The sequence below is a fragment of the Lampropedia cohaerens genome, assembly GCF_001005215.1.
Taxonomy (GTDB): Bacteria; Pseudomonadota; Gammaproteobacteria; order Burkholderiales; family Burkholderiaceae_C; genus Lampropedia; species Lampropedia cohaerens.
The window spans coordinates 83,839-98,762 of record NZ_LBNQ01000019.1 but is presented as its reverse complement, the minus strand read 5'-3'; the positions used below and the strand labels follow the sequence as shown (position 1 = coordinate 98,762).

The 14,924-nt window shown below is 62.1% G+C and carries 13 protein-coding genes; 12 read left to right on the top strand and 1 reads right to left on the bottom strand.

Annotated elements, in window-relative coordinates:
• Window positions 1-5 precede the first annotated feature (5 nt).
• From nuoG to AAV94_RS04915, 10 genes are all read left to right on the top strand, one after another.
• Complete coding sequence (gene nuoG, locus AAV94_RS04960; protein WP_084824755.1) at window positions 6-2,204, top strand: NADH-quinone oxidoreductase subunit NuoG; 2,199 nt, start codon at window positions 6-8, stop codon at window positions 2,202-2,204.
• The gene (gene nuoH, locus AAV94_RS04955) at window positions 2,201-3,268 is read left to right on the top strand and encodes an NADH-quinone oxidoreductase subunit NuoH (RefSeq protein ID WP_046741217.1); all 1,068 of its coding nucleotides are present in this window, start codon (window positions 2,201-2,203) and stop codon (window positions 3,266-3,268) included. The genes nuoG and nuoH overlap by 4 nt, the downstream gene beginning before the upstream one ends.
• A gap of 12 nt (window positions 3,269-3,280) precedes the next feature.
• On the top strand, window positions 3,281-3,829 hold the full coding sequence (gene nuoI, locus AAV94_RS04950; protein WP_084824747.1) for an NADH-quinone oxidoreductase subunit NuoI: 549 nt from the start codon (window positions 3,281-3,283) through the stop codon (window positions 3,827-3,829).
• A 156-nt stretch (window positions 3,830-3,985) separates the two neighbouring features.
• Window positions 3,986-4,651, top strand: a complete 666-nt coding sequence (locus tag AAV94_RS04945; protein WP_046741216.1) for an NADH-quinone oxidoreductase subunit J — start codon at window positions 3,986-3,988, stop codon at window positions 4,649-4,651.
• Window positions 4,648-4,956: an NADH-quinone oxidoreductase subunit NuoK gene (gene nuoK, locus AAV94_RS04940; protein WP_046741215.1), complete on the top strand. Its 309-nt coding sequence runs from the start codon at window positions 4,648-4,650 to the stop codon at window positions 4,954-4,956. Before AAV94_RS04945 ends, nuoK begins: the two co-directional genes overlap by 4 nt.
• A gap of 19 nt (window positions 4,957-4,975) precedes the next feature.
• Window positions 4,976-6,988, top strand: coding sequence for an NADH-quinone oxidoreductase subunit L (gene nuoL, locus AAV94_RS04935; protein ID WP_156454346.1), 2,013 nt, complete (start codon window positions 4,976-4,978; stop codon window positions 6,986-6,988).
• Between the two features lie 13 nt (window positions 6,989-7,001).
• Entirely contained in the window at window positions 7,002-8,474 is a 1,473-nt protein-coding gene (locus AAV94_RS04930) for an NADH-quinone oxidoreductase subunit M (protein ID WP_046741213.1), read from the top strand.
• A gap of 24 nt (window positions 8,475-8,498) precedes the next feature.
• Entirely contained in the window at window positions 8,499-9,998 is a 1,500-nt protein-coding gene (nuoN, locus tag AAV94_RS04925; protein WP_046741212.1) for an NADH-quinone oxidoreductase subunit NuoN, read from the top strand.
• 58 nt (window positions 9,999-10,056) lie between these two features.
• On the top strand, window positions 10,057-10,368 hold the full coding sequence (locus tag AAV94_RS04920; protein WP_046741211.1) for a DUF2818 family protein: 312 nt from the start codon (window positions 10,057-10,059) through the stop codon (window positions 10,366-10,368).
• Between the two features lie 92 nt (window positions 10,369-10,460).
• On the top strand, window positions 10,461-10,922 hold the full coding sequence (locus AAV94_RS04915; protein WP_046741210.1) for a DUF1178 family protein: 462 nt from the start codon (window positions 10,461-10,463) through the stop codon (window positions 10,920-10,922).
• Between the two features lie 4 nt (window positions 10,923-10,926).
• Here AAV94_RS04915 and AAV94_RS04910 read toward each other — a convergent pair whose 3' ends face one another.
• The gene (locus AAV94_RS04910) at window positions 10,927-11,811 is read right to left on the bottom strand and encodes a DMT family transporter (protein WP_046741209.1); all 885 of its coding nucleotides are present in this window, start codon (window positions 11,809-11,811) and stop codon (window positions 10,927-10,929) included.
• A 243-nt stretch (window positions 11,812-12,054) separates the two neighbouring features.
• On the opposite strand from AAV94_RS04910, the gene AAV94_RS04905 reads away from it, so the two are divergent.
• Window positions 12,055-12,999 carry an EI24 domain-containing protein gene (locus AAV94_RS04905; RefSeq protein ID WP_197408009.1) on the top strand — a complete coding sequence of 315 codons (945 nt, stop codon included), beginning with the start codon at window positions 12,055-12,057 and terminating at the stop codon, window positions 12,997-12,999.
• Window positions 13,000-13,160: 161 nt separating this feature from the next.
• Window positions 13,161-14,894: a M14 family metallopeptidase gene (locus AAV94_RS04900; protein ID WP_046741208.1), complete on the top strand. Its 1,734-nt coding sequence runs from the start codon at window positions 13,161-13,163 to the stop codon at window positions 14,892-14,894.
• The last annotated feature ends 30 nt before the right edge of the window (window positions 14,895-14,924 follow it).

Below are 14,924 nucleotides of genomic sequence, written 5' to 3'. Positions count from 1 at the left end.
ACCCCATGGTTGAAATCGAACTCGATGGCAAGAAGGTGGAGGTCGCCGAGGGCAGCATGATCATGCATGCCGCCGAGAAGGCAGGCACCTACATTCCGCATTTCTGCTACCACAAGAAGCTCTCCATCGCGGCCAATTGCCGCATGTGTCTGGTGGACGTCGAAAAGGCACCCAAGGCCTTGCCGGCTTGCGCCACGCCAGTGACGCAAGGCATGATCGTGCGCACCGCCAGCGCCAAGGCGACGCAGGCGCAGCAGGCGGTGATGGAGTTCCTGCTCATCAATCACCCGCTGGACTGCCCGATCTGCGACCAGGGGGGGGAATGCCAGCTACAGGATCTGGCCGTTGGCTATGGCAAGGGCAGTTCGCGTTACCAGGAGGAAAAGCGTGTCATCCTCCACAAGAATGTAGGCCCGCTGATCTCCATGGAGGAGATGAGCCGCTGCATCCAGTGCACGCGCTGCGTGCGCTTTGGCCAGGAAGTGGCCGGCGTGATGGAGCTGGGCATGATCAACCGCGGCGAGCATTCCGAGATCACCACCGTCAAGGGCGACACCGTCGACTCGGAACTCTCGGGCAACATGATCGACATCTGCCCGGTCGGCGCGCTGACGAGCAAGCCGTTTCGCTATCAGGCACGGGCCTGGGAGCTGTCGCGCCGCAAGTCGGTGGCACCCCATGACTCCTCGGGAGCCAACCTGATCGTGCAGGTCAAGAACCATCGCGTGATGCGCGTGCTGCCGTTCGAGAACGAGGCGGTCAACGAATGCTGGATTGCCGATCGCGACCGTTTTTCCTATGAAGCGCTCAACAGCCCGGAGCGCCTGACGGTGCCATTGATCAAGCAGGGTGGCGTCTGGCAGGAGGCGTCCTGGCAGCAGGCACTGGAATATGTGGCCAATGGCTTGAGCGCAATCAGGGCCGAGCATGGTGCCAATGCCATTGGCGCCCTGGTCAGCCCGCACAGCACCCTTGAAGAGCTACTGCTGGCACGCCAGCTGCTCGATGGCCTGGGCAGCGACAACATCGATTACCGCCTGCGCCATGCCGACTTCCGGGCGCCACAGGGTGTGCGTTGGCTGGGCACATCGATTGCATCGCTGTCGACCATGGAACAGGCGCTGGTGATCGGCTCCAACATTCGCAAGGACCATCCGCTGTTTGCGGCGCGGCTGCGCCACGCCACGCGGGGCGGGGCGCAGATCTACGCCTTTTCCGACAAGCGCTACGACTGGGCCATGCCCCTGGCGCACAGCTGGTGCGTGCCCAGCCGCGACTGGCTGGCCGCGCTGGCCGGGCTGGCGTCCGCAGTGGCCGAACAAAAGGGCGTGCAGGCGCCGGTTGCCGGTATGGCGGCCGAGGGCGACGCTGCCGCGGCCAAGCAACTGCTGGCAGGCGCAGGCGCGCACAAGGCCATTTTGCTGGGCAATGCGGCAGCACACCATCCGCAGGCTACTGAACTGCTGGCCATTGCCAACTGGCTGGGTGAGCAGATCGGCGCCAGCGTTGGCTTCTTGACGGAAGCGGCCAACACCGTCGGTGCGCAGTGGGCCAAGGCCTTTCCGCAGGCAGGTGGCATGCATGCGGCGCAGATGCTCGTTGGTGGTCTGAAGGCCGCGCTGCTGCTCAACACCGAGCCGGTTTTTGACAGTGCCGCAGGGCAGGCCGCTGCTACCGGACTGCAGCAGGCAGACATGGTGGTCACGCTCAGCCCGTTCAAGACCAATCTTGCGTTTTCCGATGTGCTGCTGCCCATTGCCCCGTTTACGGAAACGTCCGGTACGTTCGTGAATGCCGAAGCGCGCGTGCAGAGTTTTCACGCGGTCGTGCGTCCGCTGGGCGAGACGCGTCCGGCCTGGAAGGTGTTGCGCGTGCTGGGCAATCTGCTGGGTCTGCCCGGGTTCGATTACGAAGACTCATTGCAGGTCCTCAGTCGTGCCTTCAATGGCGGCAAGCAGGACTTTCTTCCCGAGTCGGTGCTCAGCAACGCGGCAGACATCGACGACATCGTGGTGGCGCCAGCCCAGGCGGAGCCGGTGGTGGCGACCATCTACCAGCTCGATGGTTTGGTGCGGCGTGCACCTGCGCTGCAGGAAACGCGTGACGCCAAGCTGGGGCCGCTGGCGGGACTGGCCGCCGTATCGGATGATGAAGCAGGCGAGCGTGCACCGCGTCACGCATACGAAGAGGTAACGCCGACATGATCGATTCGTTCTACAACTGGGGCGCGGACACGCTCGGCGGCATTGCCTGGCCGGTGGTCTGGAACCTCATCAAGATTGTGCTGATCGTGGCGCCGCTGCTGTTGGCAGTAGCGTATCTCACGCTGTGGGAACGCAAGTTCCTCGGCTGGATCCAGGTGCGCTACGGCCCCAACCGGCTGGGCCCGTGGGGGTTGCTGCAGCCGATGGCCGATGGCCTGAAGCTGTTGACCAAGGAGATCATTCGCCCGACCAATGCCAGCTTCAAGCTTTACCTGCTGGGGCCAGTGCTGGCCATCACGCCTGCGCTGGCGGCCTGGGCGGTGATTCCGTTCGGCCCCGACATGGCCTTGGCGAATGTGCATGCCGGCGTTCTGCTGATCATGGCGATCACCTCGATCGAGGTCTATGGCGTCATCATTGCCGGTTGGGCTTCGAACTCGAAATACCCGTTTCTCGGCGCCATCCGTGCTTCGGCGCAGATGATCAGCTACGAGATTGCACTGGGCTTCTGCTTCCTGGCGGTGGTGATGGTGTCGGCCAGCATGAACCTCTCGGACATCGTGGCGGTACAGCAGGTTGGCATTTTCCAGGACATGGGGCTGAACTTCCTGTCCTGGAACTGGCTGCCGCTGCTGCCACTGTTCGTCGTCTACATGATCTCGGTGGTGGCCGAGACCAACCGCCACCCGTTCGACATGGTCGAGAGCGAGGCCGAGCTGGTGGCTGGCCACATGGTCGAGTACTCCGGCATGGGCTTTGCCATCTTCTTTCTGGCCGAGTACACCAGCATGTGGCTGGTGTCCTTCCTGGCGGCCATCCTGTTTCTCGGTGGCTGGGACGCGCCGGTCGGTTTTCTCGAGTTCATTCCCGGCTGGCTCTGGCTGGGGCTGAAGGCGGCGCTGGTGGTGACCTGGTTCATCTGGATCCGTGGCACGTTCCCGCGGTTCCGCTATGACCAGGTGATGCGCCTGGGCTGGAAGATTTTTATCCCGCTGACGCTGGTGTGGGTGGTGGTGGTCGGCATCTGGCTGTTCTCCCCCTTCAACATCTGGCCTCAACAGTGATGGAGCGCGCACATGGCTGAAACCACGACTGAAACGCAATCCAGGGGCACTGCTGCGCATGTGCCCGAGCACGCCTTCTCGCTGAAGGATTTTTTCAAGAGCTTCATGCTCTGGGAACTGCTCAAAGGCATGGTGCTGACGGGACGCTATGCGTTCTCCCCACACGTTACCGTGCAGTTTCCGGAGGAAAAGACGCCGCTGTCGCCGCGGTTTCGCGGCCTGCATGCGCTGCGGCGTTACGAGAACGGGGAGGAGCGCTGCATTGCCTGCAAGCTGTGCGAGGCGGTATGCCCGGCGCAGGCCATCACCATCGAGTCCGATGTGCGCGACGACGGCACGCGCCGCACCACCCGCTATGACATCGATCTGACCAAGTGCATCTTCTGCGGTTTCTGCGAGGAGAGCTGCCCGGTGGACTCCATCGTCGAAACCCAGATTCTCGAGTACCACGGCGAGAAGCGCGGTGACCTGTATTTCACCAAGGAAATGCTGCTGGCGGTGGGTGATCGTTACGAGAAGGAGATTGCGGCGGCCAAGGCTGCAGATGCACCTTACCGCTAGCGCCGTGTGGCGGTTGCGGCGGCATCCGCTGCCGCGACAGGCCATGTGGTACGAAAGACAGTGATACCCGGTTGAACCATCCCGCGCAAGGTGCGTTGCGCCTTGCCCTGTGCCCGCACGCATTGGCGTGTTGGTCAGTTCCTAGAGAAGCCAGTCATGGACGTCAGAACCGTTTTTTTCTACGTATTCGCAGTGCTGCTGCTGTTTGCGGCGGTGCGCGTAATCACCGCGCGCAATCCGGTGCATGCGGTGCTGTACCTGATCTTCGCCTTTTCGCAGGCGGCCGGCATCTGGCTGCTGCTGCGTGCCGAGTTTCTGGCTATTTTGCTGGTGATGGTCTATTTGGGCGCGGTGATGGTGCTGTTCCTGTTCGTCGTGATGATGCTGGATGTGCGCATCGAGCGGATGCAGGGCCAGTTCAAGAAGCAGTGGCCGGTGGCGCTGCTGATCTTCGCCTTCGTGGTCGGCCAGATGATTGCCGTGCTGTGGGTGGGCTTTCCCACCACGGACGCGGCGGGCGAGGCCATTGCGCTGGATCCCGACTACAACAACACCCGCCAGCTGGGCATGCTGATGTACAGCGAGTACGTGTTGCCGATCCAGGTGGCCGGGGTGATATTGCTGGTAGGCATGATTGCCGCGATTGCGCTGACGCTGCGCCGGCGCGATGACACCAAGATCATCGATCCGTCGCTGCAGATCCATGTCAAGGCGCAGGATCGTCTGCGCATCGTGCAGATGGAGCCCGTTCGCGCGCCGGCCGGCGACGACGAAGCCACGCAGGCCGCAGGCGATGCCGCACAAGAGGAGAAGAAGTCATGAGCTTGACGCTGGGGCACTTTCTGTCGCTGGGCGCGCTACTTTTTGCGATCTCGGTGATAGGCATCTATCTGAATCGCAAGAATCTGATCGTGCTGCTGATGGCCATCGAGCTGATGTTGTTGGCCGTCAACATGAACTTCGTCGCGTTCTCGCACTATCTGGGCGATTTGCACGGCCAGGTATTCGTCTTCTTCATCATGACGGTGGCGGCTGCCGAGGCCGCCATCGGCCTGGCGATCCTGGTGCAGCTGTTCCGTGCGCGCACCAGCATCAGCGCGGATGAGCTGACGACGCTCAAGGGTTAAGCAGAGGGAAGACACAGAAATGACACCAACACTCTCCGCCGCAACCTTGCTCTGGGTGCCGCTGGCACCGCTGATTGGCGCGGCCATCGTCGGCATCTTCGGCACCGCCATGGGAGGCAACCTGCTCGGCCGTAAGGCCGGGCACAGCATCACCATCGCCGGCGTCTTCATCGCGCTGCTGATCTCGTTGGCGACGCTGTGGAAAGTCGTCAACGGCGCGCCTGTGCTCAATGAAACCATCTACCAGTGGGCGGCGCTTGGCAATGTCGTGATGGAGGTCGGCTTTCAGATCGACAGCCTGTCGGCGATGATGATGGTCGTGGTGACCTTTGTGTCACTGATGGTGCACATCTACACCATCGGCTATATGCACGACGATCCGGGCTACAACCGGTTCTTCTCGTACATCTCGCTGTTCACGTTCTCCATGTTGATGCTGGTGATGAGCAACAACATGCTGCAGCTGTTCTTTGGCTGGGAGGCCGTAGGGCTGGTTTCCTACCTGCTGATTGGTTTCTGGTACACCAAGTCCACGGCGGTGTTTGCCAATCTGAAGGCCTTTCTGATCAACCGGGTGGGCGATTTTGGCTTCATCCTTGGCATCGGGCTCCTGTTTGCAAGTGTCGGCACGTTCAATTACAGCGAGGTGTTCGCGCGTGCCGATCACCTCGCCACGCTGCACCTGCCCGGTACCGATTACAGCCTGCTGACGGCGGCTCTGATCTGCCTGTTCATCGGCGCGATGGGCAAGTCGGCGCAGTTTCCGCTGCATGTCTGGCTGCCGGACTCCATGGAGGGGCCAACGCCGATTTCGGCGCTCATCCACGCCGCGACGATGGTGACCGCCGGCATCTTCATGGTGGCGCGTTTCTCGCCGCTGTATGAGCTGTCAGATACCGCACTGAACTTCATCCTCATCATCGGTGCCATCACGGCCTTCTTCATGGGGCTGCTAGGGCTGATCCAGAACGACATCAAGCGGGTGGTCGCGTATTCGACGCTGTCGCAGCTGGGCTACATGACGGTGGCGCTGGGCGCGTCGGCCTACCATGTCGCGGTGTTCCACCTGATGACGCATGCCTTCTTCAAGGCGCTGCTGTTCCTGGGCGCCGGTTCCGTGATCATGGGGTGCCACCACAATCAAGACATGCGCTACATGGGTGGTCTATGGAAGTACATGCCGATCACCTGGATCACTTCGCTGCTGGGTTCCCTGGCGCTGATCGGTACGCCGTTCTTCTCGGGCTTCTACTCCAAGGACGCGATCATCATGGCGGTGGGGGCCAGCAATCTGCCGGCGTCAGGCGTCGCCTATCTGGCCGTTGTCTCCGGAGTGTTCATCACGGCCTTCTATTCATTCCGCATGTATTTCCTGGTGTTCCACGGCAAGGAGCGCTATGACCAGGATCCGCATGCGCATGCCCATCACGACGACCATGGCCACCATGGCGGCAAGCCGCATGAGTCGCCGTGGGTAGTGACCGTGCCGTTGGTGCTGCTGGCCATTCCGTCCGTGTGCATCGGCTGGATCGTGATGCAGTTCCTGTTCGGGCCGTTCTTTGACGGTGTGATCTTCGTGGATGGCGAAAAACATCCGGCCATGGCCTACCTGGCACACCACATCCATGGCTGGCTGGAGCTGGCGCTGCACGGTTTCGTGACGCTGCCGTTCTGGCTGGCGCTGGGCGGCGTGGTGGCAGCGTGGTATTGCTACATGGTCAATCCTGCCGTGCCGGCGTTCTTCCAGCGCACCTTGCATCCGGTGTACCGCCTGTTCGAGGAAAAGTACTACATGGACAAGCTCTGGATCAATGGCATTGCGGGCAACTTCATGCGGCTGGGCAAGGTGTTCTGGAAGGCTGGTGACCAGACGGTTATCGATGGGGCGGTGGTAAACGGCTCCTGGAAACTGGTAGGTTGGGTCGCTGGCATCGTGCGCTGGCTGCAATCCGGGTTCATTTACTACTACGCGCTGGTCATGATTCTGGGTGTGTTCGCGCTCATGACGTATTTCGTGTGGCGGAACTACTGAGGGAACAATAAAAATGTGGTTAAGTCTCGCGATCTGGGTGCCCATCGTGGCGGGCATCGTGCTGCTGCCTCTTGGCAAGCCCGGGCAGGAAAATCTGGTGCGCTGGCTGGCGCTGATTGGTGCCATCCTCGGCTTTCTGGTCACCGTTCCGCTCTATACCGGCTTCGAGCTGGGGACAGCGCAGATGCAGTTCGTCGAGCGCGCACTGTGGATCTCCACCTTCAACATCCATTACCACCTGGGTATTGATGGCCTGTCGTTCTGGTTCGTGCCGCTGACGGCCTTCATCACCGTGCTGGTGGTGATTGCGTCTTGGCAGAGCATCACCGAGCGCGTCAACCAGTACATGGGCGCGTTCCTGATCCTCTCGGGCTTGATGATCGGGGTGTTTACCGCGCTCGACGGCATGCTGTTTTACGTATTCTTCGAGGCCACGCTGATTCCGATGTATCTCATCATCGGGATCTGGGGCGGGCCGCGCAAGATCTATGCGGCGTTCAAGTTCTTCCTGTACACGCTGCTTGGCTCGCTGCTGACGTTGATCGCAGTGATCTATCTCTACAACGCCTCGGGCGGCAGCTTCGATATACAGACCTGGCACAACACGCCGCTGTCGATGCTGGAGCAGACCTGGATCTTCTTTGCGTTCTTTGCCGCGTTTGCGGTGAAGATTCCGATGTGGCCGGTGCACACCTGGCTGCCTGACGTGCACGTGGAAGCGCCCACCGGCGGTTCGGCAGTGCTGGCGGCGATCATGCTCAAGCTCGGCGCCTACGGGTTCTTGCGATTCTCGCTGCCGATTGCGCCGGACGCTGCGCATGAGTACGCATGGCTGATGATTGCGCTGTCGCTGATTGCTGTGATCTACGTCGGCTTGGTGGCCATCGTGCAGGAGGACATGAAGAAGCTGGTCGCCTACTCTTCGGTGGCGCACATGGGCTTTGTCTCACTGGGCTTTTTCCTTTTTAACCACATTGGCATGACTGGCGCCATCGTGCAGATGGTCTCGCACGGCTTCGTCTCGGCGGCAATGTTCCTGGCCATTGGCGTGCTGTATGACCGCATGCACACGCGTGAGATTGCGGCCTACGGTGGTGTGATCAACACCATGCCGAAGTTTGCCGCCTTTGCACTGCTGTTTGCGATGGCCAATGCGGGCCTGCCGGGCACGGCAGGTTTCATCGGCGAGTGGATGGTCATCATCGGCGGTGTGCAGTACAGCTTCATCGTGGGTCTGTTGGCGGCGACGGCGCTGATTCTCGGGGCTTCTTATTCGCTGCTGATGTACAAGAAGGTCTATCTGGGCGATGTGGCCAACGACAATGTCCGGCAGCTGCAGGACATCAACTGCCGCGAGATGCTGGTGCTGGCCATTCTGGCCGTCTGCGTGATTTTCATGGGCGTCTATCCGAAGCCGTTTACCGACATCATGGATGCCTCGGTCGTCAACCTGCTGGCGCACGTCGCGCAGGCCAAGCTGCAGTAATCGCTACAGAAAAAGAGCCGAAAGATGATTGATAGATATAGCTGGGTGGCGGTGTATCCCGAACTGGTGCTGCTCATCATGGGCTGCGTGATCACACTTGTCGATTTACGCGAGAAGAGCCGACTGCGCAGCACAACGCACTGGCTAACGTTGCTGACATTGATCGCGGTGGCAGCCATGAACTTCACGTACGCCATCAATGGCAACACCGTGTATGGCTTCGGCAACATGCTGGTGGTCGATGCCATGGCGGGCTGGCTCAAGGGCTTTGCCGCGGTGACGGTGGCGGTGGTGCTCATCTACGCCCGGCCCTATGCGGCGCCGCGTGCGATGATGCGTGGCGGAGAATTGTTCTCCCTGTCGCTGTTTGCGCTGCTGGGCATCGACTTGATGATTTCCGGCAACAACCTGCTGCTGCTGTATCTCGGACTCGAGTTGTTGACGCTGTCCAGCTATGCGTTGGTGGCACTGCGCCGTGACGATGCGCAGGCCACGGAGGCGGCGATGAAGTACTTCGTGCTAGGGGCCATGGCCAGTGGCTTCCTGCTCTACGGCATGTCCATGCTGTATGGTGCCACGGGATCACTGGACATCGGCGAGATCTTCCGTGTCGTCAACTTCGGGCTTGTCGACAGCCCGCAGGTGCTGGTGTTCGGATTGGTCTTCATCGTCGCCGGTCTGGCGTTCAAGCTGGGCGCCGTGCCGTTTCACATGTGGATTCCCGACGTTTATCACGGCGCGCCGACCGCCATCACGCTGCTGATCGCATCGGCGCCCAAGCTGGCGGCGTTTGGCATCATCATGCGCATTCTCATCGACGGGCTGATTCCCTTGGCCGCCGACTGGCAGCAGATGCTGGGCGTGCTGGCAATCTGTTCGCTGTTTGTGGGAAACCTTGCGGCTATTGCGCAACACAACATCAAGCGGATGCTGGCGTATTCGACCATTTCGCACGTAGGCTTCATCCTGCTGGGGCTGATGTCGGGTGTGCATGGCGGCGAGTTCACCGCGGAAAGCGCGCAGGCGGCGTATGGCTCGGCGATGTTCTACGTCGTGACCTATGTGCTGACTACGCTGGCGACCTTTGGCATCTTGCTGCTGCTCACGCGTGACGGATTCGAATCCGAAGACATCAGTGATCTCGCTGGTCTCAATCAGCGCAGCCCGCTCTATGCCGGAATCATGGCGCTGTGCATGTTCTCGATGGCAGGTATTCCGCCGCTGGTGGGGTTTTACGCCAAGTTCACCGTATTACAGGCGCTGCTGGCAACGCAGGCACCGCTGGCGGTGGCATTGGCGGTATTTGCCGTCATCATGTCGCTGATCGGCGCCTTCTATTACCTGCGGGTCGTCAAGGTCATGTACTTCGATGCGCCGGAGCCCCACCCGGGCCGGATCCAGACGAGCTGGGACGTGCGGGCCGTTCTGACTGCCAACGGCGCACTGATGCTGGTGCTTGGCCTCCTGCCTGGTGGGCTGATGGCCCTGTGTGCACAGGCAATTCTGAACGCGTTGCGTACCTGAGGGCAGGGGTGTGGTGCCGCGCGGGCGCATCAGCTCCTCTGCGCATCGGTAATAGCGCATGAACATGGATGCCGCCATCTGGTTGCTGATCGGCCTGGCCGTTGCCGCAGCCAACGCACCGTTTGTCAGCTCGCGACTGCTGCTCGTGGGGCCGCGTTCTGCAGGCGCCAAATCGCCACGTTGGCACATGCTGGAGCTGTTGCTGCTCTATGGCGTGGTGGGGGTGATTGGCCGCTTGTTTGAAGCCCAGGTGGGGCAGGTTGCCAGCCAGGGCTGGGCGTTTTATGTCATCACGGGCTGCCTGTTCCTGACGTTTGCCGCGCCTGGCTTTGTCTACCACTATCTCTGGAAGCGATTGGCACGAGGCTGAAGCCGGTGCGCGCTCTGCGCCGCCGTGGCCGCAAGGATGTGACTGGGGCGGCCGCCGTGAAAACTTGATGAAAAACCCGCAAAATCGCGCCTATGAAGGTTCTTGATTTGCGTTGCGATGCAGGCCATGTGTTCGAGGGCTGGTTTGCCTCTGAGGAGGACTACCAGGGGCAGCGCAGCCGTGGTCTGCTGCAGTGCCCCATGTGCAACAGCTGTGCTGTTGAAAAAGCCTTGAGCGCACCCCGGCTCAAGGCCAAGAGCAATCGTCGCCTGGATGGCGATGCCGTGCCGGTCGCCAGTGCAGTAGCGGCGCCAAGCGAGGCGCAGATCCTGGCGCAGTTGCACGCGCGCTGGCTGGCCCATGCCCGAGCCGTCCTGCGCGAGGGCGAAAACGTCGGAGATGCCTTTGCCGATGAGGCGCGCCGCATCCACAGCGGCGAGGCGCCTGAGCGACTCATCCACGGCCAGGCGTCGGTGCAGGAGGTGGTGGAGCTGCTGCAGGAGGGGGTGCCGGTGCTGCCGCTGCCCGAGGCGGCCAGCGAGCCCTTGCAGTAACTGGTTACTTGCGCGCCAGGCGGTGCGCCTGCCACCAGCTCAGCAGCGCGCCACTGATGCCGCTGGCGACGATCATTGCGATGCCTATGCTCGATGGCAGATCGGGAATGTCGCCAAAAAACAGCCAGCCTAACAGCACCGCCATGGCCACCTGCCCATACAGGTAGGGCATCAGTACCGTCGACGGTGCGAAGCGGTAGGCATGTGCCAGCAGCAAGTGGCCGACGGATGCAGCCAGTGCGCCCCCCGCTAACGCCATCCACATGGGCCACGGAGCGGAAAATGGCTGCCACGTCCATGGCAGCAAGGCTGAGATGGTCAGAAGTCCCACCAGCCCGGTGTAGAGGTGCGTGGTCAGTGGCGCATCGTAGCGTGCCAAGTGGGCGGTGATCAGCAGATAGAAGACATTGGCGGCAACCTGCGCCAGGGGCAGCAACATGACCCACCGGAAGTCCATGCTGCCAGGCTGGATGATCAGCACCGCACCGCTCAATGCGATGCCCAGCAGCAGCCACCGCAGCATGGGCAGCCTCTCGTGCAGTACCACGATGGCGAGCACCGAGACGACGACCGGGGCAATCATCGCGATAGCGGTGAACTCGCCGACATTGATGTAGCGCAGGCTCACGAACGACAAGCTGCTGGAGAGCACGTACGCGCAGGCACGGGCGATCTGCCACGGCAGGTTCTGCGGGTGCGGCAGCCAGCTGCCTGTGTCGCGCTTTAGCAACACCAATGTCATGCACGTCTGCATCAGAAAACGCACCCAAAGCGCGACCAGAACGGGGATAGCTACGGCTACGAAGCGCGAACTGGCATCGAGCAGCGCAAACAGCACCACCGCCATGCAAGCCAGGGCAATGCCGGTCAATGGGGAGGCAGGAGGCATGGAAAGCAGAAAGTGGAAGATTGCGCGTCGCTGCGGGCAGCCGCTGTCGCGACACTCCGTGGTGCAAGGGCCGCATTATCGTTGGTGCTGCTGGCGAGCTGGGCAAGGCGCCTCGCATGCACGCATGTAGAGACGGATGGCCGATGCGAAAAAAACCGTTGTCGCTGGCAGTGCGGCGGATGCAGTCACAATGCAGCCGTTTATCCCATTGACTTCTGCTGCTCAGGAGCCCTTATGAACGCCATGCTGCAATCTTTCTGGCGCGCGTTGGTCGACAGCTTTCGCCCCCGCGTGATCGCCTTGTCGCTGTTGCCGCTGGGCATCATCATCGTTGCGGCGGTGGTGCTGGGTTGGCTGTACTGGGGGGAGGCCGTCGCCAGGGTGGCTGGCTGGATGCAGGCCAGCAGTATCTGGACATGGGTAGACGGCCGTCTGATCGGCCTTGGCGTGAACAATGCCACGGAGTTTCTTGCTCCCGTTCTTGTCATCATGCTGGTCACGCCGGTGCTGATCATCGTCGCACTGCTGTTGGTTACGCTGTTCATGACGCCGCTGATGGCCAATGATGTGGCCGCGCGGCGCTTTCCAAACCTGCAAAGGCGCGGGGGAAAGCAGGTTTTCTGGCGCAGCCTCGGCTGGTCGCTGCTGTCGACGCTGGCCGCCTTTGCGGCGCTGGTGGTGACCTTGCCCTTGTGGCTGGTACCGCCGCTGGCGCTGGTGGTTCCGCCGCTGATCTGGGGCTGGCTGGCTTATCGTGTACTCAGTTTTGATGCGCTGGCCCAGCATGCCACGGTGGCCGAACGGCAGGTGCTGCTGGCGCAGCACCGCTGGCCGCTGCTGGTCATCGGTGTGGCTTGCGGCTTTCTGGGCGCCACGCCCAGTCTGGTGTGGGCATCGGGCGTGGTGTTTGCGGTTGCGTTTCCGGTGCTCATTCCGGTTGCCGTGTGGCTGTTTACTTGGGTGTTTGCATTTACCTCACTGTGGTATGCGCATTACTGCCTCAGGGAGCTGGCGCGTCTGCGCGGGCCGCAGGGGCAGGACCTGACGCCCACCCCTTCGGAGACGCCGCCCGCCCAGGAAGCGGGGAAGACGCCATCGGCTGCCGAGGGTGCCATCACTGACATCGACCCGGCGCAGCCGCGTCTTCCTGCTGCGCGCGATGGCGGCGCGGCCACCAGCGAGGAGTGAGCAGTGCCCGGCGCAGGTCGCCATTGCGCCAGCGGAAATAGAGGCGAGGCGCATCTTGGACCAAGTTGGTGGGCGGCAACCCTGTGTTATGGTTCCACCGCTTGGCGAGGCGGCGCGGGATAGGAAAGATCGTAAAAAGGTTTCGAGAGAGAGGATTGACCATGTCTGATTCATCCACCATGCAACTGGCTGCCTTCGTCGGCCGCAGTGCGCGCCTGAGCGGGCTGGCGATGGCGGCACTCCTGGCGGCAGCCTGTACCACCACGCCACTTCCGCCGTGGCCCGCGCCAGGCAGCGACCCGGCGGTGCATCAGCCTGCGGTGCCTGCTGCACCAGTGGACGCTGCCGCCGCGCAGGACTACAGCGAAGCTGTTGCCGCACGTTTTCCCGATCCGGCGGTGCGCTACCAGACGCCCGGCCTGCAGCCGGGGCGTACAACCTTCACAACCAATGCCGAGTTGCGCCAGTTCCTGCACGATGTGACTACCCGTGCGGCAGCGGGGGTGACCGCGCGCGTGCAAGCCATCGGCCAGTCCCAGCGCGGTCAGCCCATTGAGGCGCTGTATCTCGCAAGGGGCGGCGACGTATCGCCGTCCGCGTTCATGGCATCAGGCAAGCCTACGGTGCTGTTCATTGGTCAGCAGCATGGCAATGAGCCGGCTGCCAGCGAGGCAATGCTGGTAGTGGCCGAGCAGTTGGCCAGCGGATCGTGGAGCAATGTGCTTGCGCAGCTCAATGTCATCATCGTGCCGCGCGCCAACCCTGACGGCGCCGAGCAGGCCACACGCACGCTGGCCAATCGCATTGACCTCAATCGCGATCATCTGTTGCTGCGCTCGCCGGAGGCGCGTGCGCTCGCAAAGCTCACGCGTGAGTACCGACCGCTGGTCATCGTCGACAGCCACGAGTTCACGGTTGCAGGGCGTTTCCAGCAGAAATTTCAGGGTGTGCAGGCCTATGACGCCATGCTGCAATATGCCAATACGCCCAACATCGGCGAGTTCATCGTCAAGGCTTCCGACGAGTGGTTCGCGCTGTCGCTGTTCGAGGCGCTGGGTGCGGAGTCGCTGCGCACACAGTGGTATTTCACCACATCTGCCGACATGCAGGATCTGACGCTGGCGATGGGCGGCACGCGTGCGGATACGGGGCGCAACGTCAATGGCCTGAAGAACGCAGTCAGTCTGCTGGTTGAGACGCGCGGTATCGGCATCGGGCGCATGCACCTGCAGCGCCGGGTGCATGCCCATGTGGTGGCGGCACACACGGTGCTGGAGCAGGCGGCGTTGCGTGGCAACGAGCTCATGCAGGTACAGGCCTTCGTCGAGCGTGATGTTGCGGCCCAGGCGTGCCGGGGCCGCCTGGTCATTGACGCGCAGCAGCCGATGCAGAGCAGGGACATCACGCTGCTGGATCCGGTAACCGGCGCGGATATTGTGCGCACGCTGCCGTGGCGCTCGTCACTGCAGTTGCAGCCGACGGTCGAACGCAATCGCCCGTGTGGCTACCTCATCGCCAACGCCGAGACGGACGCGGTGGCGCGTCTGCAAATGCTGGGACTGGCGGTATGGCGGGTAGCCGAACCCGGAACGCTGCAGGTGGAACGCTATAACGAAATCGCGCGGGAGCAAGCAGAGCGCCTGGACGTGCGCGGCGTGATCGACGACGCGCAGGGCGAACATCTGCGGGTACAGGTGGCGCTGACTGGTGAGCGCGCGGAAGTGCCAAGCGGCAGCTTCTATGTGCCGCTGGGGCAGCCGCTGGCGCATCTGGCCGTGGCGGCACTGGAGCCGGATACGCAAAGCAGCTTTTTCGCCAACCGGGTGCTGCGCGATCTCGGCAGCCTGGTACGGGTGATCGAGCCACCGGCGCTGATTTTCGAGGAACTCGAATAGCCTGAGACACAGGGACGTGCACTTTGGCGT